The 21,504-nt window shown below is 42.8% G+C and carries 17 protein-coding genes, 1 tRNA gene and 1 pseudogene; 12 read left to right on the top strand and 7 right to left on the bottom strand.

What is annotated here, in order from left to right; genetic code table 11:
• The first annotated feature begins 26 nt into the window (after window positions 1-26).
• The 4 genes from C9991_RS14845 to thrC all read left to right on the top strand — a co-directional run bounded on the left by C9991_RS14845 (window position 27) and on the right by thrC (window position 6,048).
• Entirely contained in the window at window positions 27-620 is a 594-nt protein-coding gene (locus C9991_RS14845) for a thiamine phosphate synthase (RefSeq protein ID WP_106813260.1), read from the top strand.
• Between the two features lie 362 nt (window positions 621-982).
• Complete coding sequence (thrA, locus tag C9991_RS14840; protein WP_106813259.1) at window positions 983-3,418, top strand: bifunctional aspartate kinase/homoserine dehydrogenase I; 2,436 nt, start codon at window positions 983-985, stop codon at window positions 3,416-3,418.
• Between the two features lie 13 nt (window positions 3,419-3,431).
• Window positions 3,432-4,661: a cofactor-independent phosphoglycerate mutase gene (locus tag C9991_RS14835; RefSeq protein WP_106813258.1), complete on the top strand. Its 1,230-nt coding sequence runs from the start codon at window positions 3,432-3,434 to the stop codon at window positions 4,659-4,661.
• A gap of 82 nt (window positions 4,662-4,743) precedes the next feature.
• Window positions 4,744-6,048 (top strand): threonine synthase, encoded by a 1,305-nt coding sequence (thrC, locus tag C9991_RS14830; RefSeq protein WP_106813257.1) that lies wholly within the window; start codon window positions 4,744-4,746, stop codon window positions 6,046-6,048.
• Between the two features lie 76 nt (window positions 6,049-6,124).
• On the opposite strand, the gene C9991_RS14825 is transcribed toward thrC, so the two are convergent.
• From C9991_RS14825 to C9991_RS14800, 5 genes are all read right to left on the bottom strand, one after another.
• Window positions 6,125-7,228 carry a cytochrome d ubiquinol oxidase subunit II gene (locus C9991_RS14825; protein WP_106813256.1) on the bottom strand — a complete coding sequence of 368 codons (1,104 nt, stop codon included), beginning with the start codon at window positions 7,226-7,228 and terminating at the stop codon, window positions 6,125-6,127.
• A 38-nt stretch (window positions 7,229-7,266) separates the two neighbouring features.
• Window positions 7,267-8,838, bottom strand: coding sequence for a cytochrome ubiquinol oxidase subunit I (locus C9991_RS14820; protein ID WP_106813255.1), 1,572 nt, complete (start codon window positions 8,836-8,838; stop codon window positions 7,267-7,269).
• A 63-nt stretch (window positions 8,839-8,901) separates the two neighbouring features.
• Window positions 8,902-9,117, bottom strand: coding sequence for a DUF4492 domain-containing protein (locus C9991_RS14815; protein ID WP_106813254.1), 216 nt, complete (start codon window positions 9,115-9,117; stop codon window positions 8,902-8,904).
• Window positions 9,118-9,599: 482 nt separating this feature from the next.
• On the bottom strand, window positions 9,600-10,592 hold the full coding sequence (locus C9991_RS14805) for an ISAon1 family transposase (RefSeq protein ID WP_106810744.1): 993 nt from the start codon (window positions 10,590-10,592) through the stop codon (window positions 9,600-9,602).
• Window positions 10,558-10,947, bottom strand: a complete 390-nt coding sequence (locus tag C9991_RS14800; RefSeq protein ID WP_106810743.1) for an ISAon1 family transposase N-terminal region protein — start codon at window positions 10,945-10,947, stop codon at window positions 10,558-10,560. The genes C9991_RS14805 and C9991_RS14800 overlap by 35 nt, the downstream gene beginning before the upstream one ends.
• Before the next feature lie 65 nt (window positions 10,948-11,012).
• Here C9991_RS14800 and C9991_RS14795 point away from each other — a divergent pair.
• Window positions 11,013-11,507: pseudogene (locus C9991_RS14795) on the top strand (IS982 family transposase); the annotation flags it as partial.
• Between the two features lie 265 nt (window positions 11,508-11,772).
• Here the strand turns inward: C9991_RS14795 and C9991_RS14790 are convergent.
• The gene (locus C9991_RS14790; RefSeq protein ID WP_198643727.1) at window positions 11,773-12,279 is read right to left on the bottom strand and encodes a response regulator transcription factor; all 507 of its coding nucleotides are present in this window, start codon (window positions 12,277-12,279) and stop codon (window positions 11,773-11,775) included.
• Between the two features lie 469 nt (window positions 12,280-12,748).
• Between C9991_RS14790 and C9991_RS14785 the strand changes: the two genes are divergently transcribed.
• The 4 genes from C9991_RS14785 to C9991_RS14770 all read left to right on the top strand — a co-directional run bounded on the left by C9991_RS14785 (window position 12,749) and on the right by C9991_RS14770 (window position 15,894).
• Window positions 12,749-13,567 carry a hypothetical protein gene (locus C9991_RS14785; protein WP_106810871.1) on the top strand — a complete coding sequence of 273 codons (819 nt, stop codon included), beginning with the start codon at window positions 12,749-12,751 and terminating at the stop codon, window positions 13,565-13,567.
• A 308-nt stretch (window positions 13,568-13,875) separates the two neighbouring features.
• Window positions 13,876-14,382 carry a hypothetical protein gene (locus C9991_RS14780; RefSeq protein WP_106810872.1) on the top strand — a complete coding sequence of 169 codons (507 nt, stop codon included), beginning with the start codon at window positions 13,876-13,878 and terminating at the stop codon, window positions 14,380-14,382.
• Between the two features lie 170 nt (window positions 14,383-14,552).
• On the top strand, window positions 14,553-14,915 hold the full coding sequence (locus C9991_RS14775; RefSeq protein ID WP_007897329.1) for an ISAon1 family transposase N-terminal region protein: 363 nt from the start codon (window positions 14,553-14,555) through the stop codon (window positions 14,913-14,915).
• Between the two features lie 10 nt (window positions 14,916-14,925).
• Window positions 14,926-15,894 carry an ISAon1 family transposase gene (locus tag C9991_RS14770; protein ID WP_232823222.1) on the top strand — a complete coding sequence of 323 codons (969 nt, stop codon included), beginning with the start codon at window positions 14,926-14,928 and terminating at the stop codon, window positions 15,892-15,894.
• A gap of 127 nt (window positions 15,895-16,021) precedes the next feature.
• Here C9991_RS14770 and C9991_RS14765 read toward each other — a convergent pair.
• A tRNA-Arg gene (locus C9991_RS14765) sits at window positions 16,022-16,095 on the bottom strand.
• A 203-nt stretch (window positions 16,096-16,298) separates the two neighbouring features.
• Between C9991_RS14765 and C9991_RS14760 the strand changes: the two genes are divergently transcribed.
• The 3 genes from C9991_RS14760 (at window position 16,299) to C9991_RS14750 (ending at window position 21,335) form a co-directional block, all read left to right on the top strand.
• Complete coding sequence (locus C9991_RS14760; protein WP_106813253.1) at window positions 16,299-17,072, top strand: tRNA threonylcarbamoyladenosine dehydratase; 774 nt, start codon at window positions 16,299-16,301, stop codon at window positions 17,070-17,072.
• An 84-nt stretch (window positions 17,073-17,156) separates the two neighbouring features.
• Window positions 17,157-19,739: a polysaccharide biosynthesis/export family protein gene (locus C9991_RS14755; protein ID WP_106813252.1), complete on the top strand. Its 2,583-nt coding sequence runs from the start codon at window positions 17,157-17,159 to the stop codon at window positions 19,737-19,739.
• Between the two features lie 87 nt (window positions 19,740-19,826).
• Window positions 19,827-21,335 carry a calcineurin-like phosphoesterase C-terminal domain-containing protein gene (locus tag C9991_RS14750; RefSeq protein WP_198643833.1) on the top strand — a complete coding sequence of 503 codons (1,509 nt, stop codon included), beginning with the start codon at window positions 19,827-19,829 and terminating at the stop codon, window positions 21,333-21,335.
• The last annotated feature ends 169 nt before the right edge of the window (window positions 21,336-21,504 follow it).

Below are 21,504 nucleotides of genomic sequence, written 5' to 3'. Positions count from 1 at the left end.
TTTATATTAAGACAAAACTTGATTGTATGAAATGGATTGTTATAACCTCTCCAAAGTTTCTGCAAGGCGAGGCACACCTCATACCCCGGCTATTTGCCCATGGTGTAGACCTTCTTCACCTTCGTAAGCCAGGTGCAAGCATAGAGGAATGCAGCCAGTTGCTTGACAAAATACCTCAGGAGTGGCACAACCGTATAGTGTTGCACAGCCATTTTGAGTTGGCAAGCACTTACCGTCTGCATGGCATACACCTCAACCACCGCTGTCCGCAAGCCCCCGAAGGCTTCAATAAGAGCATATCATGCTCGTGTCACAGTTTGAAGGAAGTGGTGCACAACAAGCCAAGGATGAATTATATGTTCCTTAGTCCTATATTCGACAGTATATCCAAGGAAGGCTATGGAGCCGCCTTCACACCCGAAATGCTGAACGACGCAGCTGCCAATAAGATTATAGACAATAAGGTGATAGCATTGGGAGGCATAGACGCCAGTCATATACAAGCCTTAAAAGAGTGGCATTTTGGTGGCGCAGCCTTCTTGGGCGACATATGGAACCGCATCGACGACAAGGATGTGGACAATTATTTAGACCTTTTAAGCCATTTGCTTAAAGGCTGACAACAGGTGGTACGGCCTAATAACTGTACCACTCAAATTACTTTTATCCTTCGTTCCTATTTGCTACTATTGATAGTTTTGCTTTCTTGTTTTGTAAGAAATTGTCATTTTTCTTGTCTTTTTAGTTGCTATAACATTTATTTTTCGTAAATTTGCCGACACTTTATTAAACTTAATGTTACGACACGGTGCCACACGCCCCACTGTCGCGCAGTAAGCTAAGCAGACAAAGGTGTCTTGCTCATACCTCTCTCGTATTGAGGATTGGGACAGAAGCCAGTCTCGCTGCGTAGACAAGCTTAGGCATCGAAACACAATCAGCCTCCTTTGTATGGAGGCATTAACCAAAGAACAAGAAGAAAATGAAAGTATTAAAGTTTGGCGGAACCTCGGTAGGTTCCGTGGAGAGCATTCTTAGTCTCAAGGCTATTGTAGAGAAACAGGCAGAAAAACAGCCAGTAATTGTGGTGGTTAGCGCCCTTGGAGGCATTACCGACAAGCTCCTTGCCACATCCCAACTTGCCCTTAAAGGTGACGATGCGTGGAAAGACGAGTTTCAGGCTATGGTAGACCGCCACCACAAGATGATAGATACCATCATTACCGATACACGCAAGCGTGAGAAACTGTTTAATATTGTAGACTCGCTGTTCGAGCAGTTGCGCTCTATCTATTTCGGCGTCTACCTCATCCACGACCTTTCCAACAAGACACAGGATGCTATCGTAAGCTATGGCGAGCGTCTTAGCTCAAATATTGTAGCCACACTTGTGCAAGGAGCTAAGTGGTTCGACTCGCGCGATTTTATAAAGACAGTGCAGAAGAATCACAAGAACATTCTTGACTCCGAACTTACCAATCGTCTGGTACGTCGTACATTCAGCGACCTACCACGCGTATCTCTTGTTCCTGGTTTTATAAGTATGGACCGCGACTCTAATGAGACAACCAATCTTGGACGTGGTGGTTCCGACTATACCGCTGCTATTATTGCAGCTGCCCTCGATGCCGACATACTCGAGATATGGACCGATGTCGATGGCTTTATGACAGCCGACCCGCGTGTAATAAAGACCGCTTATACTATAAACGAGCTTAGTTATATCGAGGCAATGGAGCTTTGCAACTTTGGTGCAAAGGTTATTTATCCGCCAACGATATATCCTGTATGCGTAAAGAATATTCCAATTCGTGTTAAGAACACATTCAATCCCGAAGCAGAGGGAACTATTATCAAGGCACAGATAGACAACGACTCTAAGCCAATCAAGGGTATATCGAGCATCAACGGCACTACGCTTATAACAGTAACGGGTTTGTCGATGGTGGGTGTCATTGGTGTAAACCGACGCATCTTTACAGCCTTGGCCGACAATGGCATAAGCGTGTTTATGGTGTCGCAGGCTTCTTCGGAGAACTCTACATCTATAGGTGTGCGCGATCAGGATGCCAAGGCTGCCGTAGATGTTCTTAACAGCGAATTTGCCAAGGAGATAGAGACTGGTGCCATGTTCCCTATGCACGCCGAGAGTGGACTTGCCACCATCGCCATCGTAGGCGAGAACATGAAGCATACACCTGGCATTGCCGGTAAATTGTTTGGCACATTGGGCCGAAGCGGCATTAGCGTTATTGCCTGTGCACAAGGTGCATCCGAGACCAATATCTCGTTTGTAGTAGACTGCACCTATCTGCGCAAGGCATTGAATGTGTTGCACGACTCGTTCTTCCTTTCAGAATACAAGGTACTAAACCTCTTTGTCTGCGGTGTAGGAACAGTGGGCGGACAACTTCTTGAGCAGATACACGATCAGTACGAGGAACTTAAGCGTACCAAACGACTTAAGCTGAACGTTGTGGGCATAGCGTCGTCGAAGAAGGCCATATTCAATCGCGACGGCATCGATCTTGCAACCTATCGCGAAGAGCTTGAGAAGGCTCCGGCATGCAACGACCAACTGTTGAAAGACGAGATTATAAAGATGAACATCTTCAACAGCGTGTTTGTGGATTGTACGGCAAGTAAGGATGTGGCTGCATTGTACCAATCGCTTATCGAACATAATACATCTGTCATTGCCGCCAACAAGATAGCTGCATCGTCGTCGTACGACAATTATATTAAACTTAAGGAAACTGCCCTTGCGCGTGGTGTCAAGTTCCGTTATGAGACCAATGTGGGAGCCGGACTACCTATCATTGGCACCATAAACGACTTGCGCAATTCGGGTGACGTAATACTTAAGATTGAGGCTGTGCTTAGCGGCACGCTCAACTTTATATTTAACGAGATATCTGCTGATGTGCCTTTCTCAGAGGCAGTGCGCCGTGCCAAGGAGCAAGGCTACAGCGAGCCCGATCCACGTATCGACCTTAGTGGCAAGGACGTTATACGCAAACTTGTAATCCTATCAAGAGAGGCAGGCTATAAGGTGGAGAAGGCAGATGTGGAGAAACATCTATTTATACCCGACTCGTTCTTTGAAGGTAGCATAGACGACTTCTGGCAGAAACTGCCAAGTCTTGATGCCGACTTTGAGGCTCGTCGCAAACAACTTGAGGCAGAAGGCAAGCGCTGGCGATTTGTAGCCACATTCGACCATGGCAAGACTTCTGTGGCCTTGAAGGAAGTTGGACAAGCACATCCGTTCTACAACCTTGAAGGCAGCAATAATGTTGTGTCTCTAACAACCGAGCGTTACCGCGAGTTCCCAATGCTTATCCAAGGCTACGGAGCTGGTGCCAGTGTTACTGCTGCCGGCGTGTTTGCCAATATTATGTCAATAGCTAACGTATAAAGGTCTTTTGCGTATGAAACACATTATAATACTTGGCGACGGTATGGCCGACCATGCCGTCGACCGTCTTGGAGGAAAAACACTTCTCGAATATGCCAATACTCCTAATATGGACCATTTGGCACGTATTGGACGTACCGGACGCCTGCTTACCGTGCCCGATGGTTTTCTGCCTGGTAGCGAGGTTGCCAATGCTACTATCCTTGGCTATGATATGAATAAGGTGTACGAGGGTAGAGGTCCATTGGAGGCAGCCTCTATAGGTTACGAAATGGAACCAGACGACCTTGCATTGCGCTGCAACATCATCTGTCTTGAGAATGGCAAAATAAAGAATCATCATGGCGGACATCTTACCACCGACGATAGCACTCAACTGATTGACCTCCTTAACGAGCGTCTTGGCAGCGACCGTATACGCTTTGTAAAGGGAATACAATACAGACATCTCCTTATTATAAAAGGTGGAAACAAGTACATCGAGTGTGCTCCACCTCACGACCATCCCAATGAGGAATGGCGCAAGCTACTTATCCGTCCAAAGAAAGGATACGAGCAAGAGGCTTTGCCAACTGTTACATTGCTCAATGAGCTTATCATCAAGTCGCAAGACGTGCTGTACGACGCTCCACTTAATGTAAAGCGACGTGCCGAATGTAAAGACCAGGCTAACAGCATATGGCCATGGGGTGGAGGATATCGTCCGCAGATGAAAACCCTTTCGGAGATGTATCCACAGATAAAGCGTGGCGACGTGATATCGGCTGTAGACCTAATACGCGGCATAGGCCATTATGCAGGGCTGCACAATATCATTGTGCCAGGAGCAACTGGACTTGCCGATACAAACTATGAGGGCAAGACACAAGCGGCTATAGAGGCCCTACGTAAGGACGATTTTGTATTCCTGCATGTTGAGGCAAGCGATGAGGCTGGTCATGATGGTGACCTTGAACTAAAGTTGCGCACTATAGAGAACCTTGACAAACGTATGGTGGGTCCTATCTTTGAAGAAGTGTCCAAGTGGGACGAGCCTGTAGCAATAGCTATTATGCCCGACCATCCTACACCAGTAGAGATACGCACACACGTCAAGGAACCTGTGCCATTTGTGATATGGTATCCAGGCATCAAGCCAGACGATGTAGAGACATATAGTGAGGTGAGTTGTGTAAGTGGCAGCTACGGCATGCTGCACCTGACAGAGTTTATGAACGAGTTTATGAAGGAACCTTCCCTCTAAAAGAATAGGATTCTTCACTCTTCCCTCTTCCCTTATAACAATTGGATTCTTCACTCTTCACTCTTAACTTTTCACTTAAATTATGAAATATTACAGCACCAATCATACAGCACCCCAAGCCTCATTGCACGAGGCAGTAGTAAAAGGACTTGCTCCCGATCGTGGACTCTATATGCCAGAGCGTATTAAGAAGTTGCCTAAGGAGTTCTTCGACAACATAGACAAACTCTCGTTTCAAGAGATAGCATATAAGGTGGCAGACGCCTTCTTCGGCGAGGACGTCAAGGCCGACGACCTAAAGCGTATAGTATACGACACTCTGGCGTTTGACTGTCCTATAAAAGAGGTAGAGGATAATATTTACTCGCTCGAACTATTCCACGGACCAACACTTGCATTCAAGGATGTAGGTGCACGCTTTATGGCGCGCATGCTGCAATACTTTATACGCGAGGAAGGAACTAAAAACGTTAATGTACTTGTAGCCACAAGTGGCGATACAGGTTCGGCTGTTGCAAACGGATTTCTTGGTGTAGAGGGCATACATGTGTATGTGCTCTATCCCAAGGGCAAGGTAAGTAAGATACAGGAGAGCCAGTTTACCACACTCGGACAAAATATCACAGCAATTGAAGTGGACGGAGTGTTTGACGACTGCCAGGCTCTTGTAAAGCAGGCATTCATGGACGATGAGCTCAATAAGCATATGAAGCTGACGTCTGCCAACTCTATCAATGTGGCTCGTTTCTTGCCACAGGCATTCTATTATTTCTATGCCTATGCCCAGCTAAAGCGTATGGGCAAAGAGCATGGCTACGTGATATGTGTGCCGAGCGGCAACTTTGGCAACATCACGGCAGCTATCTTCGGACGAGAAATGGGCTTGCCCGTGAAACGTTTCATAGCTGCAAACAATGCCAACGACATTGTATACAAGTACTTGCAGACTGGCGAGTATAATCCACGTCCAAGTATACAGACCATTGCCAATGCTATGGATGTGGGCGATCCAAGCAACTTTGCACGTATATACGATCTCTTCAAGGGCGACTGGAAGAAGATTTCGAGCCTCATGAGTGGCGCAACATATAGCGACGAACAGATACGCCATGCTATGCGCCAATGCTATGAAACCAACCACTATATTCTCGACCCGCATGGAGCATGCGGATATCAGGCATTAAAGGACTTGTTGCTTGATGGCGAGGTTGGTGTATTTGGCGAGACTGCTCATCCCGCCAAGTTTAAGGATACAGTAGAATCGGCAATAAACGCCGAGGTTGCAATACCCGAACGTCTTGCAGCCTTTATGAAGGGCGAGAAGAAGAGCATCGCCATGTCGAAGGAGTTTAGCGACTTCAAGAACTTCTTGATGGTTCAGCCGTAAAGGTGTGTAGATTGAATAAAAGGTATGACGGATGGTCTTACGAGAGCGAGCTCTCGACACCCATCCGTCATACCTTTTATTTTCTGTCCATAACCCTCCAGACATAAGCTATATACCCGAACACAAACGGCACGAGCAGCGACACATAGAACATTGTGCGGAGCGTGAACTCGCTACTGCAACTGTTGGCTATTGTCAACGAGCATTGCAGGTCGGTGTTTGAGGGATAGTAGGCAGTGTTGCCCCATCCCGCAACAAGCAGCAACGACAGCACAACAAGCACCACGCCGATACCAGCCGGCCATATACCTTTGATATATGTAGAGCTTAGAATGGTGCGCACTATTCCATACAGCAACAGTACAACACCTATAACCGTGAGCACAGCCAATGGCCACATGTCGAGATAGTTGTGCAGATACTTCATTGGTTCCATAAATACCACCACAGTTGCAGGGTCTACTGCATATCCGTCTTTAAGCATTGTGCGTATAAAGAAAGCCAGGAAGAACACAAGGAAGGGCACCGTGCTGCCTACAAGTCTAACCGAACCTCGGGAGCGTATGTCCTCGTCGTCCACATTATTCATAATATACAATATGCCGAGAATACGGGCAAGGAACATTACGGCAAAACCTAACACCAAATTCCATGGGTCGAGCAAAGCATCAAGCCCTGCCGAGGCATTAGCCCAACGGCTTATAACGGGAGCGCTTATGTTTGTAAGCGACGCCTTCTCCACAAAGAAGTTGGAACCATTGAATAATGTGGCTACAGCCGCGCCCAAGAGCAACGGACCTATAATGCCGTTCAATACAAGGAACCAGCGGTATGTACGTGTGCCAAGCAGATTGCCTTTGCGGTGTTGAAACTCATAGCTTACGGCTTGCAGTACAAACGAGAATAGTATAATCATCCATAGCCAGTAGGCTCCGCCAAAGCTTGTGCTATAGAACAATGGGAAAGAAGCAAAGAAGGCTCCGCCGAAGGTGACAAGAGTGGTGAATGTAATTTCCCACTTACGTCCGGTCGACTCTATAATCTTGCGTTGTCCATCTTCAGTATAGCCCAAGCTGTATACAAGCGAGTTAGCCCCCTGTACAAACATTAGAAACACGAGCAACGCTCCGAGAAGTGATATTATAAACCACCAATATTGCTGAAGAAATATATATGTCATAATACGAATGTTTAATTTTTTTGACGATGTGGTTGAGTTTAATCGGCTTGTTCTATTTGTGGCTTATAGTTCTTTATCACGTGACACATTATCCTAATCTCCGCAAAGAGTAGAACGCTGAACAACACGAGGAAGATGAAGAATGTTAGAGCAACGCTGCCTGAACTAATATCAGAAATTGCTGCAACAGTAGGCAGCATATCTTGTATAGCCCATGGCTGTCGACCCAGTTCGGCTACAATCCATCCAGCCTCGCTTGCCAGGTATACAAGCGGAAGCATAACCAATGCAGATATCCATAGCCAACGACCACGTTTTGTAATGTCTTGACGCCATGCCACATGACCAATGATGAGGAAGAACAACAGCAGCAATGAGCCAATACCTACCATAATGCGGAAGGCATAGAAGTTGATGGGGATGTATGGCACAAGCTCGGCACGGTCTTTAATGTAGCCATATCCAAAGTATGGCATGTCTTTCTTAAGTTCTTCAGCAAGCACTGGCAGACGTTTGTCATTGTCATTGAATGCCTTAAGCTTGCGATATTCGGCAAGGGTAGTTATGGCTTTACGACCTCGTTGTATTTTCTCTTCTGCCGACAATTCTTTTGTTCCATCGGCGCGTGTATAACCATTAAGAATGTCGTTAATGCCAGGTACATATCCGTCAAGTGTATTTGTGGCAAGCACGGACAATCCATTGGGTATGGCTATGCGCAATGGAGGTTCTTCGCCTTTGGTATAGTCGGGTTGTCGTAATGGATTAATGGCAGCCACCATAGTGAGCGAGGCACTATTACCTCCATTGTACAGTCCCTCCATTGCTGCAAGTTTCATAGGCTGAACTTCTGCCACCTTAACAGCCGACGAGTGACCTGTATACATTGCCAATATCGAGGCAACAATACCAACGATGCTTGCTATCTTGATGCTTTGACGTGAGAGTTCGCATTCGCGGCTACGCAACAGATACCAGCAACTAACGGCACACACAAACACGGCACCTACTATCCACGATGATATTACGGTATGGAAGAACTTGTCTACAGCCATTGGCGACAATGCCACATCGATAAAGCTTATCATTTCGTTGCGCACGGTATCTGGATTGAACTCGCAACCTATAGGGTACTGCATCCAAGAATTGGCTACCAGTATCCACCATGCTGATATGGTGGCGCCTATACCCGTAAGCCAGGTAGAGGCAAGATGAAAACCGCGCGAAACTTTCTGCCATCCAAAGAACATAACAGCAACAAACGTGCTTTCCATAAAGAAAGCTACTATGCCCTCTATGGCAAGCGGGGCACCGAAGATGTCACCAACAAACCAGGAATAGTTGCTCCAGTTTGTTCCAAACTCAAACTCTAGAATGATGCCAGTTGCAACACCCATGGCAAAGTTTACTCCAAAGAGGCGTTGCCAAAACTTGGATGCCTCTTGCCAGAAATGTTTTCCTGTGCGATAATAAATAGTCTCGATAATGCCCATGATAACGGCCAAACCCAATGTAAGAGGCACAAACAGCCAGTGATAGATGGCGGTAAGCGCAAATTGGGCACGCGACCAGTCGATGAGCGAAGCGTCAATTGTTAGCATATAATTCATAAGCTTAATTGTTTATAGTTAATAGTTATCATAAATTGAAATGTTCATTATATGCCGTTAGTGCTAACGGTCAATTAGTTCTCTTGCCACATAGTCGGCTTGGTTGCCTCCTTTTGCCTTCTGTTCAAGCACGTCAGGGAAGAAGAATAGCTTGAGTATCAGAAAGATTACAGCAAGCTTTATCAATATAACCGTCCATAGCACACGTCCTACAGTCATATTGCGGAATCCGTCCACATAGAAACGGAACACCTTATTTAATATATTAGTATTTGCCATAACAAGTATTTAAAGGTTGTAAATTATACAGGTTAGTAAACTTTTGCAAAGATATAAAATAATTCAATTAGTTGTTTTGTTTTTGGTATAAAAAAATGCCTCAACCTTAAACTTATGTCTTAAACATTTTGCCGTATCACTTGAAAGTAGTAACTTTGCATTACGAAAAACGTAAAGGCGACTCAATCTTATATGGGTCGTGCCAGTTCGATCGGGATACTCATCAATAAAAAAATCGAAACCGAGAAGACTTCTCTTGCTAATGGCGGGCCATATAAAACCTTTAGTGGACTAAGCTGTAAAGCCGGTGGATTACAAAGGCGGAGAGCTCTCAAATCTTGTATACTCGGAGTTTCATCACATCACTGGGCGGCCCTTTTTAAAATATAAAAGGAGACAAAGGATTTTCTGATAATCCATTGTCTCTTTTTTTGTATCTAATTGCTAACACTCAATTGCCATTAAAGGGGGTCAGTGGAAATTTAGTGGGGATAAGCATAAATCTTTGCAAGTCGATACAGAAAGAACTTTTCATCAACGATACCCCTTAGTGATGCTCTGAAGGCTTTGATTTTCGCATTAAAGGATTCAGCTGCAGCATTAGATGATCTATTTTTATAAAAGTTAAGAATATCATCGTAATGTTCATAGAATGTTGCAGCAATAACATTGAAAGAACGGAAGCCAGCTTCTTCCACTTTGTTGTACCATTTAGCCATAGAAAGTCTTGCGGCATCCTTAACAGTATTTTTTGAGAAAATCATTCTCAAAGAATGCGAGAGTCCATAAGCTGTCTTCAAATCTGGATATTCTCTAAATAGGATCTCTGCTCTCTTGCTTTGTGACAGCGTCCATTTCTCTCCTGATTTGAAAAGAAGATACCTACTCCTTGCTAGCAATTCCTTTCTCGTATCTCCGTTCTCATATCGAAAAGGCACGTATTCGCGTCCTTCAAGTTTTGCATTCTCCATGTCGTCATTGGCCTCTTGTATAGCATCCCAACGATGCTTAATGCGCATTTCTTGCACAGCATCGCAAGCAAGCTTCTGTATGTGAAATCTATCAATTACTCTCATTGCTTTTGGAAAGCATGTGCGAACAATCTTTCTCATGGAGTCTGACAAATCTAATGTAACCTCCTCAACGATATTCAGAAGTGCTTCCGGTATATGCTTCAAGGCATTGATAACGTCCTCTGACTTAACACCCTTGACAATTGCAACCAGACATTGATCTTTTCCGTGTCTGTCCCTGTTGGTGACGATTGTGCGCAATTCACCGTTAGACATAGAGGTCTCGTCTATTGCCAAATTACGACCTACGTTGTCAGGAAAGACAAGCCATTCATCGGCATGTTCTAGTTCTGACCAGGTACGATAGTCACTCAAGACATCCTTGTATTGTTTATCCAACGTATTGGAGTTTACATGGTAGTATTGCTCAAGCGTACGGCAGGTCGTCGGGGATATGTCCATACGTCTCTTTTAAAAAAGCCGCAAACTCTTTCGAGTAGCGGGTTCCTGATTCGGTAACACTAATACGGTCGACAAATGTCTCTCCTGTTTCCTTGTTTCTCCATCTACGACGACGAAGTACAAGAATCACTTTATGGTCACGAATCGGAAAATCAGTTATGCGTACAGCATCCATAAAACCTTTGGATTCGTAGTCCTCAGATTTTTGGAGATAAGCATTCATACGCTCGTCTAGATAGATGGTCATACTCATTGAGTCAATATCAGACTCATCTGTTTCTATCTTGACGATATCGAAATTGTCCAGTATTTCTTTGGGAAGAACTATACGGGCTAATTGTTCAAGCATGTTCATAATGCAAAGATACAAAATACTATGAAACAAAAAAAACATCCACAGTACTTTTCCACTGAGCCATTAAAGGTATTGCTCAAAGAGGCAAATGTTCTATGGGATGGTTTTTCGGTTTTAAGCTTCACCTAATATGTAATGAAAAAGGAGAATTGCTTAACTTTATGATTACTCCTGGTGACATTGACGACCGTAAGCCCTTGGAATATAAAGCATTTGTCGATTTTATCTACGGCAAACTTGTTGGAGATAAGGGATATATAAGCAAGAATCTATTCGATAAACTTTTCGTTGATGGAATACAGCTTATTACGAAACTAAAAAGCAACATGAAAGGCTCTATTATGAAAATATCAGACAGGCTCTTGTTGAGAAAACGGGCTATCATTGAGACCGTAAACGATGAACTTAAGAATATCGCACAGGTGGAACATTCCAGACACAGATCTTTTGATAACTTCATTGTCAATACTCTTGGAGCTTTGGCTGCATATTGTTTCTTCCCTAAGAAACCAACAATTGCAGTCCAAAGGACTATAGATAGACAATTAACCTTATTCTAATTCGTCGAACTCACGTTATATTACGTTCCAGACATTAGTATTACGATTGTAAATGGTAACATATTTGCATGCATCGTTAGTTGTAGCCCTGTGTCGTCACAATTAATCACTCCATATTCCGGATGAACCGTAAAATAGTTACCATCAGGCTCTTTTGACGCAGTGAAATCCTGTCAACTCATATTTACTAGTCTGTATAATATGTCTACCTATATAAGTATAAGACAGTATCACTAATTCAAGCATGCCTTTTCCAAAAATTAAACTATAACAAGTCATAATCAACAACATAGGAAATGGCCTCAGAAATGTTCAAGACGCCTAGTTTTTTGAAAATTGCCTGCTTATGTGATTTTATTGTTGCTTCTGATAGATGCATAAAAGATCCAATTTGCATAGCACTAAGACCTGTTGTAGATAGTGATAATATCCTTGATTCAATCTCTGTTAATTCTGTATTAGTAGAAATATCCCAACATCCGTTATTATATTGATAATGAAATTTAGAACGCTTCATCTTTATAATAGCATTTCCTGTGTTTGCTCTAGAAGGAAATGTAAAAGCACACAATGAAAGCCAAACATCCCCATTGACATCCAGAGCATAAGGCGTTATTGTTCTATGTAACAGAGTTTTATTGCCATTTATAAACATGCATAAATCAGTATGTAATATGCATTGTGTTTTTTGCTCATTGCTTAAAGTCTTCAGGAATGAGTAAAATGCACTATCTATTTCTCTAATTTCCTTTATTTGTACTTCTGAAAACATATTCTTGACACAATAGTCTATGTCTTTCACAACGTTGTCATTCGAGAAGGGAAAATCATCTGGAACATATGGTAGATAGCCGTCGTGATAGTCTATCAATAATATTCTATTACTCACAAGGCAATCCATAGCTTTTGCAGACTTAATATAAAATGGGAGAAGGTCGGCAGTTTGATCAGAGATACAGTCTGCGTAATTTATTGTTGTTATGAAGTTCACTCTTTTCATGGTGCAAAGTTAATAATAAAGAGCGAAATACAACAACAGTTTGATACTAAAGTATGAAAAATAAGAGAAAAACTTCACTTATTTACATAAAACTATGTACGTTTGCTAATTTTAATCTATCTTTGTAATCGTTAGGTATTAGTAACCCTCATACATAACCTGAGCACAACAGATATTGTGTCGTTTAAGTAGATTCGTGAAAACCTGCATTGTTATGTTCTTTTTCTAAATCATATCACTAATGAAAAAGGTAGTTTTTTATTTCGTGAGCTTGTTACTCGTTTTCGCGAGTGTTAGTTGCTCATCTGAGACAGAATCTGTTGTGGCAGAAGAATCTGAAAGTAATCAAGAAGCAGTGTCTCTCCTAAAAGAGGATATTGCAGCTATCAACAATGCGTATCTCCCACAGCAATCATCAAAGGGAGTACGACGTATGCCAAAATGGTTGCGATGGATTATCAGTGCGGCAGCAGATGCTGGCGGAACTTTGCTAAGTGGAGATCTTAGTACAGGTATAAGTGCGTCTACTTTAATTTGGAATGTTACAAAAGAAGAAAAGTCTGTAGCAACTGATAAAAATTTTAAAACCGAGAATATAGGCTATATAGAGCCAAATTCTTTGGGAGACATGCACAATAGAATAACAAGGGAATTGTATGAGAAATATGGCGATAAGGTAGATACCATGTCTATTCAAACTATAGTTGAACGTGTTGCAGAAGTAAGTCATAAATCGATTTCTAGCACAGAGAAGGAGAAAATGATACGTATGTTAACAGTTGTAAAGGATAATTTCGATACAAATTCGTCCATATCTGAAAATATCAATCGTCTAAAAACGTTAGCTGATACACAAGACAAGAAAGATGCTTTGGAAATTAGCGGAATGGTGCTGGATGGTTTGCAGTATGTAGAAGATGCAGATACTACCTATATAAAGCGTATTGACCGAACTATCACAGACTCAAATATAAATCCTAATTTAAAAAGGATGGTAAAAGATGGAGTGTCTGTTGCTAATGCGAGTGCCCTTCTTTGGAATGGAGATGCTGTACGATAATAACATTTGTGAACAACATTTACATATAATACATATAAAATGCCAGTAAGCCATCTTGATTGTTGTGAAATAATATATAGTCACATAGCAACACTTTTGTGTTTATTATTCATACAGGTGTCTTATTGGCATTATTATAAGCTTTAGTATTTGAATGTGTTACACATGAAGATTTTTGACTTTTTAAGTATCAAGCAGAATATAATTAATTATAGAAGATTTTCTCTGTTAACTCCCATTAATAATGAGAATTGACTAGTATACCTATAACGAAGTATTGTGATTGATACGTATAAAGATTTAACAAGATGCGAAAAATTATTCTAATATTCTTTATATCTGCGTTCCCTATACTGGCCTTTTGTCAGACCGGAAAGTTTAATCTTGGTATCTTTACTCAAGGCGGTGGTTTCAATAAAGAGTTTACGCCTTATGAGGTAGGATTCGTCTTAGACTATGAAGTCTTGAAACGCTTTTCTGTTGGTATACAAGCAGAACACAATATTTCATTATTCAAAGAAAATAATATCCAGTCATATGCAACAAATGAAGTAATTCAAGGTCGTATTGGTTATTCGGCATACCATAGTGCAGAAAGTGATTTGTCTGTTTTTCTTGGACTTGGATGCCCTGCAAAATGTCATAACGACTGGAACTATATGTTCTATGAGGCTGGCTTGAAGTTTAAGTTAATGGCATGTCACAAGCTCAAGCCATTTATTAGACTCTCTGTAAGAGAATATGATTCTCACACTAAAGACATAAAAAGTAATCTACGTCTAATGGGATCTCTCGGATGTGAAGTTACTCTTTAAGACAATATAATTATGGCTGGCAGCCGTATAGTTTTTATAATATGGACTATGCGGCCGCTTACTTTTTAAATTGTGTTCTACCCAGGTTGGAAGATTATTTGATCCTTAATTGGGATCAAATAATATTGTTGTGTTTTTAACAATCCAATATTATTGTTTATCTTTGCGTCATGAATAGAACTCAGCCCATAGATTACAAGTCCGTATTGTCCTTGTTTCTTCCCGCAGGACTCCTTGACTATTTCGACATAACAGAAGCTTCCAACATGGGAGATTATTTTATGTTGGTCTTAGTTGAGAAAGATATTGTGCCTGAAAACTTACAAGACCTTCCTTTAATTTCCAATGGTTTCCACAAGCCAATAACAGTTACAGACTTTCCCGTCCGTGACCATACCATGTATTTCAGAATAAAGCGACGCAGATGGCTTGACAAGTCTACCGGCAAGAGCTACAGTCGCGATTGGAATCTTGTTGCATCTGGAACCAGAATTACCGCTGAGTTCGGAGCTTTTTTAAAAGAATTACCTTGATACCCATGCAGTGAGCATCAAGAGTGTAGCAGAGTTTACGCATTTGAAGGCAAATGTCCTAAATGACTACTACAAGAACCATCTGAGTGGATTTCACTCCTGGAATCAGAAAAAACATTCAGAGGAGTTTACGCTTTATGCCTGCAATCTCGGTGAACATCTTGCCATAGACGAGTCTTCACTGAGCAATGGAGAATTGTACACAATTGTGACCAATAAGGACGGGCATGGAAGGAAGGGTACGCTGGTTGCAATGGTAAAGGGAGTGAAATCAGACTTTATAATCAAGAAGTTACAGCGTCTTCCTGTCGGCAAACGTGCAATGGTCAAGTCTGTTACTATGGACATGTCAAACTCTATGTATAAGATAGTACGTAAGTGTTTTCCCAATGCAGAGCAGATCGTTGACCGATTCCATGTGCAGAAACTTATGTATGATGCTCTTCAGGACTTACGTATAAAGCACCGTTGGGAAGTGATGGCGGAGGATAATCGCATGCGTGCTTTGTACAAGGAGAAAGGGCTTGAATACAAGCCTGAAATATTAAGCTGTGGAGACACTCTTAAGCAGCTTATGGTAAGATGCAGCAGGTTGCTTGTAAGAAAGCCGAATGACTGGACCGAATCACAGGCAGAAAGAGCCAAGGTTCTGTTCAGTCGATTTCCGGACATGAAAGAGTTTTATTATCTTGCTTTAAGATTGGGTAAGATATATTCGGATTACGATAACAAGGACGTGGCACGACCCAAACTCGCATTATGGTTTAATCAGGTTGAGCAATGGAACTGTGAAGAGTTTAATACAGTCATCAAGACGTTTCAAAACCATTATGACAGAATACTGAATTTCTTCAATGACAAAAGAACTAACGCCAGTGCAGAATCGTTTAACTGCAAGCTAAAAACATTCAGGGCTGAATTCAGAGGAGTGAATGATCTGAAGTTCTATCTTTATAGGGTAAAACAGTTGTTTGCATAAGAAATACAGATTGTTAAAAACACAACAATATTATATGAGCCCTTAATTGTGTTGAACAATAATAGAATAAAAAAAAGAGAATGTTAAACTAATAACATTCTCTTTTTTATAAATTTGGTAATCTGAGTGACTCCGGCAGGATTCAAACCTGCAACCTTCTGATCCGTAGTCAGATGCTCTATTCAGTTGAGCTACGGAGCCAAACCTTTGTGGCAATTAGGTGTATTTCTTAATTGCGAGTGCAAAGGTAGGTATTTATTTTGTAACAGCCAAATTTTTACCGAATTATTTATCTAAAAAGTTTTATTTTATATATATATTCGGTTAAATTGCTTATCTTTGCACCTTATTATATTATATATAGGGAGAAACTTATCAGAAATAAAGATATATACTTGTGAGCAATGAATGTAGATAAAGATATTTTTATGCGTGCCGAGTTGCTTCTTGGCAGCGATGTGATGGAGCAGATCGCATCCAAGCGTGTAATTGTTTTTGGTGTTGGAGGTGTGGGCAGTTGGTGTGTAGAGTGTCTGGTGCGTTCGGGCATACGTAGGCTAACAATAGTAGACTGCGACAAAGTATGCGCAAGTAATGTAAACCGCCAGCTTATGGCCACTACCAAGACCATAGGTCGTGCCAAGGTTGAGGCCTTAAAAGAGCGTTTGCTTGAGATAAATCCCAATTGTGAGATAACGGCTTTGCAGAAGATGTATAGTGAGGAAACGCACGAGGAGTTTGGGCTCGACCAATACGATTACATTATCGACTGCATAGACTCGCTCAAGGATAAGGTGTCGCTCATAATGCGTGCATGCGAAACACATGCTGTGTTGTTCTCGTCAATGGGTGCCGCACTTAAGATGGACCCTACTAAGATTCAAGTAGCCGAGTTTTGGAAGGTTCGCGGATGTCCTTTAGGTTCTGCTTTGCGCAAACGCATGAAGAAGTCAGGGCTCAAGCCTGCCCATAAGTTCAAGTGTGTATATAGTGAGGAACTGCTTGAGAATAGAGGCAGCAATCCTAATAGCGAAACCAACCTGATAGTGAAGGCTCAAATCAATGGATCGATGGCCCATATTACGTCGATATTCGGTTTGACAATAGCAGGATTGGTGCTCAACGACATTTACCGCAAGGTTGTAAACGAAGAAAATATTGAAAAAGTGGAGTCATAACACAACAAAAAACCTTTTTGTTGGTTATATATATAATGTATAACAGTCAGAAAATCTAATTGTGCAATAATTCAAACAAAAAATATGAAAAAGCTTTTAATATATCTTATGTTCCTTATGCTGTTGCCGGTGGCTGGCATGGCACAGTCGATGAGCGACGACCAGGTTATGTCGTACATTGCCAAGGAGCATACTGCGGGCAAAGACAATGCCCAGATTGTAACACAGCTTATGCAGCGAGGAGTGAATATTCAGCAAATACGTCGTGTACGCGACAAGTATCAGAAACAGATGTCGCAAAATACATCACACTCGTATGGCAGTGCTGGCGACCCTACAGGCTCGTCTCGTATGCGCACTAACAATGGCAAGAAACGTACATCTGGCAATGAAAGTGCAGGTAGCAACTCTGATTTATCCGCATATTCTAATTATCGTATAAGCAACGATAGAGATAGTTCGGACAAGGAAGATGAAGTTTTGGAATATCGCGATGAATTGGGCAAGATGATTCCCGATACGGCTGCCATTGTAAAGCAGTATTATGACAATAAGAATACTAAGGTACACAAGGTGTTTGGTCGTGACATCTTCAATAACAAGGAACTCTCTTTTGAGCCTAACATGAATATTGCCACACCGCAAAACTATCGCCTTGGTCCTGGCGATGCTGTTATAATCGACATATATGGAGCTTCGCAAAAATCGGAGCAATGCACCGTGTCGCCTGATGGTGATATTGTTATAGAGGGGTATGGTCCAGTGGCTGTTAGCGGTCTTACTGTTGCACAGGCTAATGCTCGTTTGCGCTCTACACTTGGTAGCCGCTATTCAAGCAGCCGCATAAAGCTTACTGTTGGTCAGACACGCACCATTATGGTAAATGTAATGGGCGAGGTGAAGTTGCCTGGAACATACACCCTTTCGGCTTTTGCCACCGTGTTTCATGCCCTTTATATGGCAGGGGGCACCAACGATATAGGTACATTACGTAATATTAAGGTGTATCGCAACAACCGCCTGGTAACTGTGGTCGATATATACGACTACATACTCAACGGCAAACTTACTGGCAATGTGCGTCTTGCCGACAACGACGTTATTGTTGTTGGTCCTTACGACTGCCTTGTAAATATATCTGGCAAGGTTAAGCGTCCTATGTTCTACGAGATGAAGAAGAACGAGTCGGTGGCTTCTTTGCTTAAGTATTCTGGATCATTCACGGGCGATGCCTATAACAAGGCTGTGCGTGTAAACCGCAAGACAGGCAAGGAATATGCTGTGTTTAATGTAGGCGAGTTCGACTTTGCTAATTTCCACATAGCCGATGGTGACTCGGTAATGGTAGACTCTATCATACCACGTTATGCCAATACCGTTGAGGTTAAGGGTGCTGTGTTCCGTCCTGGTATGTACAATCTTGGCGAGCAGGTCAATAGTGTTCGCTCACTTATCGAGCATGCCGAAGGAACAACCGAGATGGCGTTTACCAATCGTGCCGTGTTACATAGAATGAAGGAAGACCGCACGCTTAAGGTTATCAGTGTGGACTTGGTTGGCATTATGAATGGTACTACCCCCGACATTCCGTTGCAAGAGAACGATGTGTTGTTTGTGCCTACCAAGACAGAGAATATAGAGCAGCGCACCATCACCATTAGAGGCGAGGTACAATTCCCTGGTGTATACAAGTATGCCGACAACGAGACCATTGAGGACTTTGTGCTTCAGGCAGGAGGTCTTACTGATAAGGCATCTACCGTAAATGTAAGTGTTAGTCGTCGTGTTACCGATCCCAAGGCATTGGCTCCCGACAGCGTTATAGCCAAGTTGTATACGCTGTCCTTAAAGGATGGATTTGTGGTTGATGGTGAGCCAGGATTCACACTAATGCCGTTTGATGAGGTGTATATACGCAAGAGTCCGGCATATATGGAGCAGAAGAATGTGTCGGTAGAGGGCGAGGTGATGTTTGCCGGAACCTACACTCTGTCGGCAAACAATACTCGTTTGAGCGACTTGTATAGAAAGTCTGGTGGTACTAACGGACTTGGTTATATACGTGGTGCACGACTTATGCGCCGTGCCACTGAGGCTGAAAAGCAGCGTATGCGTACCGCATTGCAGATGGAGATGGAGCAGCAACAGAAGAACATATTACAGCTTGCCGCAAGCAGCAATGGTGCCAATCTGCAACAGGCAGCCGAAGGTGCCAAGAATGCTAACTTGTCCAAGTTTAATGTTCCAGACGAATATCCAGTAGGTATCGACCTTGAGCTTGCTATCAAGAATCCTGGTGGCGATGCTGATATGGTGTTGCGCGAAGGTGACCGTCTTATCGTACCGCAGTACAACGGAACTGTTAAGGTTAATGGTGCCGTGATGTATGCCAATACAGTGGCATTCGAGAAGGGCAAGCGTGCAAGCTATTACATCGACCAAGCTGGTGGTTATGCAGGTGATGCGGTAAAGAGCCGTGCATATATTATATATATGAATGGCAAGGTGGCTAAGTTGAGCCATGGTGCCAAGGTGCAGCCGGGTTGCGAGATTGTGATTCCTGCCAAGCTAAAGCGCAAGATGACTGTAGCAGAGACCATGAGTTTGGGTTCAAGCTTGTCGTCTATTGCTGCGATGATTGCCACTATATCGAATATGACAAAATAAGGCACACGTCAATTTTTACTATTCAAAACGTAGTAGGAGGCTATGGCTTTAGAGCCGTAGTCTCCTATATTTATAAATGCAATGGTTATGAAACATAGAACAGGTATCTTTGCGAAGACTAAAACGATGATGCTTATGAGTATTAGAGTCTTCCTGGGACTTATGTTGTTTGTTGGTCTTGTCAGTGGTAAGCCTGCCGACAAGCCGTTGGTGTTGAAGGGTAGTGTAGTAGATGATGAGGGCAAGGGTATTGCCGGAGTTGTGGTGAACAATGGACGTGAGTTCTGCCGAACCGACCGTAATGGTATGTGGCAACTTGCTACCGATACGGCGGTAAGCAAGTTTGTATCCATATCTACACCTTGCGAGTATGTACTGCCGCAGACTGATGGTATAGCATGTGGATATTATATGCCAGTGGCCAAGGTAATTGAGGAGGGACGTAAGGCAAGCTTTGTGCTGCATCGCCGCGACTCTGTATCCAACCGCTTTCACTATATAGCCATAAGCGACCCTCAGATACTTAATGCGCACGATATGAAACGCTGGCGTCAGGAGACGGTTACAAGTATAATGCACACGGCATCCAACTTGCGCAAGACGGGAGATGTGATTGGCATGACGTTGGGTGATGTGGTGTTCGACAACATGAAGTTGTATGCACAGTACAAGCAGTCGATAAAGAATAGTCGAATGACCTTCTTCCAATGCATAGGCAACCACGACTTTCAGAAGGCATACGCCGACCTTCACAACTCGCAACTTGGTGCACCGCATTATGCCGAACAGATGTTCGGTGAGTTTTTTGGTCCGACGTGCTATTCGTTCAATATAGGCAAGTGCCATGTTGTTACTATAAAGAATATCAACTATCGTGGTTCGTGCAAGTATGAGGAGGAGATAACCGAGGAGGACTTGCGCTGGCTTGAGCGCGACCTTAGTTATGTGCCCAAGGATGTAATGATAATTCTCAATATGCATGCGCCTGCATGGAACTCCATGGAAACTATCGACAATATACTCAATGCACAGCGTCTTGCTGAAATATTAGAGCCTTACGAGGCGCATGTCTTTGCCGGACACACCCATTTCTTCGAGAATGTGGAGGTAACGCCACGTCTTTATCAGCACAATATAGCAGCTGCCTGTGGTGCATGGTGGACAAGCAATCTAAATCGCGATGGTGCTCCTAACGGTTATATGGTTGCAACAATAGATGGCACATCGATGAAGTGGCAGTATAAAGCTACCAACTCTAAGTCGGTATTACAAATGCGAGTATACAAGCCAGGCGAGTTTCGCACGCAAAAGAATTATGTGGTTGCTAATGTATGGGAGTGGGACCCCCATTGTCGTGTAGTGTGGTATGAGGATGGAAAGTACAAGGGACGTATGCAGCAGTTTACAGACAACGACGAGGCTTTCTTGCTGACCAAACCTCTTAAGCATCAGCTTGCCAAGACACGTCACCTCTTCCGTGCCCGTCCTTCGTCTAAGAAGTATCGCACAATAAAGGTTATCTTTATTAATAGGTTCAACCAAACCTATACTTATACTATCGTTAACAGAAACAACCGTCCGTTCTTGCTGGAGTAAAACTGTTCTACTTTTTAGCAAGGTGTACTGCCTAGGTAATAGTGGTAAAGTGTCAGTTGTTAAGTTATTGCGTAAATAAGCAATAGCTTAACAACTGACATTTCTGTTAGTCTACATTTGTAAATGTCAAAATATTATTGTAGTTTTGCACTCGCATTATTTTGTAAAA

It is taken from the genome of Prevotella merdae (assembly GCF_900290275.1).
In the GTDB taxonomy this organism is placed as follows: domain Bacteria; phylum Bacteroidota; class Bacteroidia; order Bacteroidales; family Bacteroidaceae; genus Prevotella; species Prevotella merdae.
Note: the sequence above shows the minus strand (reverse complement) of the source record. Positions and strands in the feature narration are given on the sequence as shown.

Bases quoted from the DNA above. Each gene is read 5' to 3' on its own strand.
- C9991_RS14845 (WP_106813260.1), top strand. From the start codon at position 27: ATGAAATGGATTGTTATAACCTCTCCAAAGTTTCTGCAAGGCGAGGCA.
- thrA (WP_106813259.1), top strand. From the start codon at position 983: ATGAAAGTATTAAAGTTTGGCGGAACCTCGGTAGGTTCCGTGGAGAGC.
- C9991_RS14835 (WP_106813258.1), top strand. From the start codon at position 3,432: ATGAAACACATTATAATACTTGGCGACGGTATGGCCGACCATGCCGTC.
- thrC (WP_106813257.1), top strand. From the start codon at position 4,744: ATGAAATATTACAGCACCAATCATACAGCACCCCAAGCCTCATTGCAC.
- C9991_RS14825 (WP_106813256.1), bottom strand. From the start codon at position 7,228: ATGACATATATATTTCTTCAGCAATATTGGTGGTTTATAATATCACTT.
- C9991_RS14820 (WP_106813255.1), bottom strand. From the start codon at position 8,838: ATGAATTATATGCTAACAATTGACGCTTCGCTCATCGACTGGTCGCGT.
- C9991_RS14815 (WP_106813254.1), bottom strand. From the start codon at position 9,117: ATGGCAAATACTAATATATTAAATAAGGTGTTCCGTTTCTATGTGGAC.
- C9991_RS14805 (WP_106810744.1), bottom strand. From the start codon at position 10,592: ATGGACATATCCCCGACGACCTGCCGTACGCTTGAGCAATACTACCAT.
- C9991_RS14800 (WP_106810743.1), bottom strand. From the start codon at position 10,947: ATGAACATGCTTGAACAATTAGCCCGTATAGTTCTTCCCAAAGAAATA.
- C9991_RS14790 (WP_198643727.1), bottom strand. From the start codon at position 12,279: ATGTTTTCAGAAGTACAAATAAAGGAAATTAGAGAAATAGATAGTGCA.
- C9991_RS14785 (WP_106810871.1), top strand. From the start codon at position 12,749: ATGAAAAAGGTAGTTTTTTATTTCGTGAGCTTGTTACTCGTTTTCGCG.
- C9991_RS14780 (WP_106810872.1), top strand. From the start codon at position 13,876: ATGCGAAAAATTATTCTAATATTCTTTATATCTGCGTTCCCTATACTG.
- C9991_RS14775 (WP_007897329.1), top strand. From the start codon at position 14,553: ATGAATAGAACTCAGCCCATAGATTACAAGTCCGTATTGTCCTTGTTT.
- C9991_RS14760 (WP_106813253.1), top strand. From the start codon at position 16,299: ATGAATGTAGATAAAGATATTTTTATGCGTGCCGAGTTGCTTCTTGGC.
- C9991_RS14755 (WP_106813252.1), top strand. From the start codon at position 17,157: ATGAAAAAGCTTTTAATATATCTTATGTTCCTTATGCTGTTGCCGGTG.
- C9991_RS14750 (WP_198643833.1), top strand. From the start codon at position 19,827: ATGAAACATAGAACAGGTATCTTTGCGAAGACTAAAACGATGATGCTT.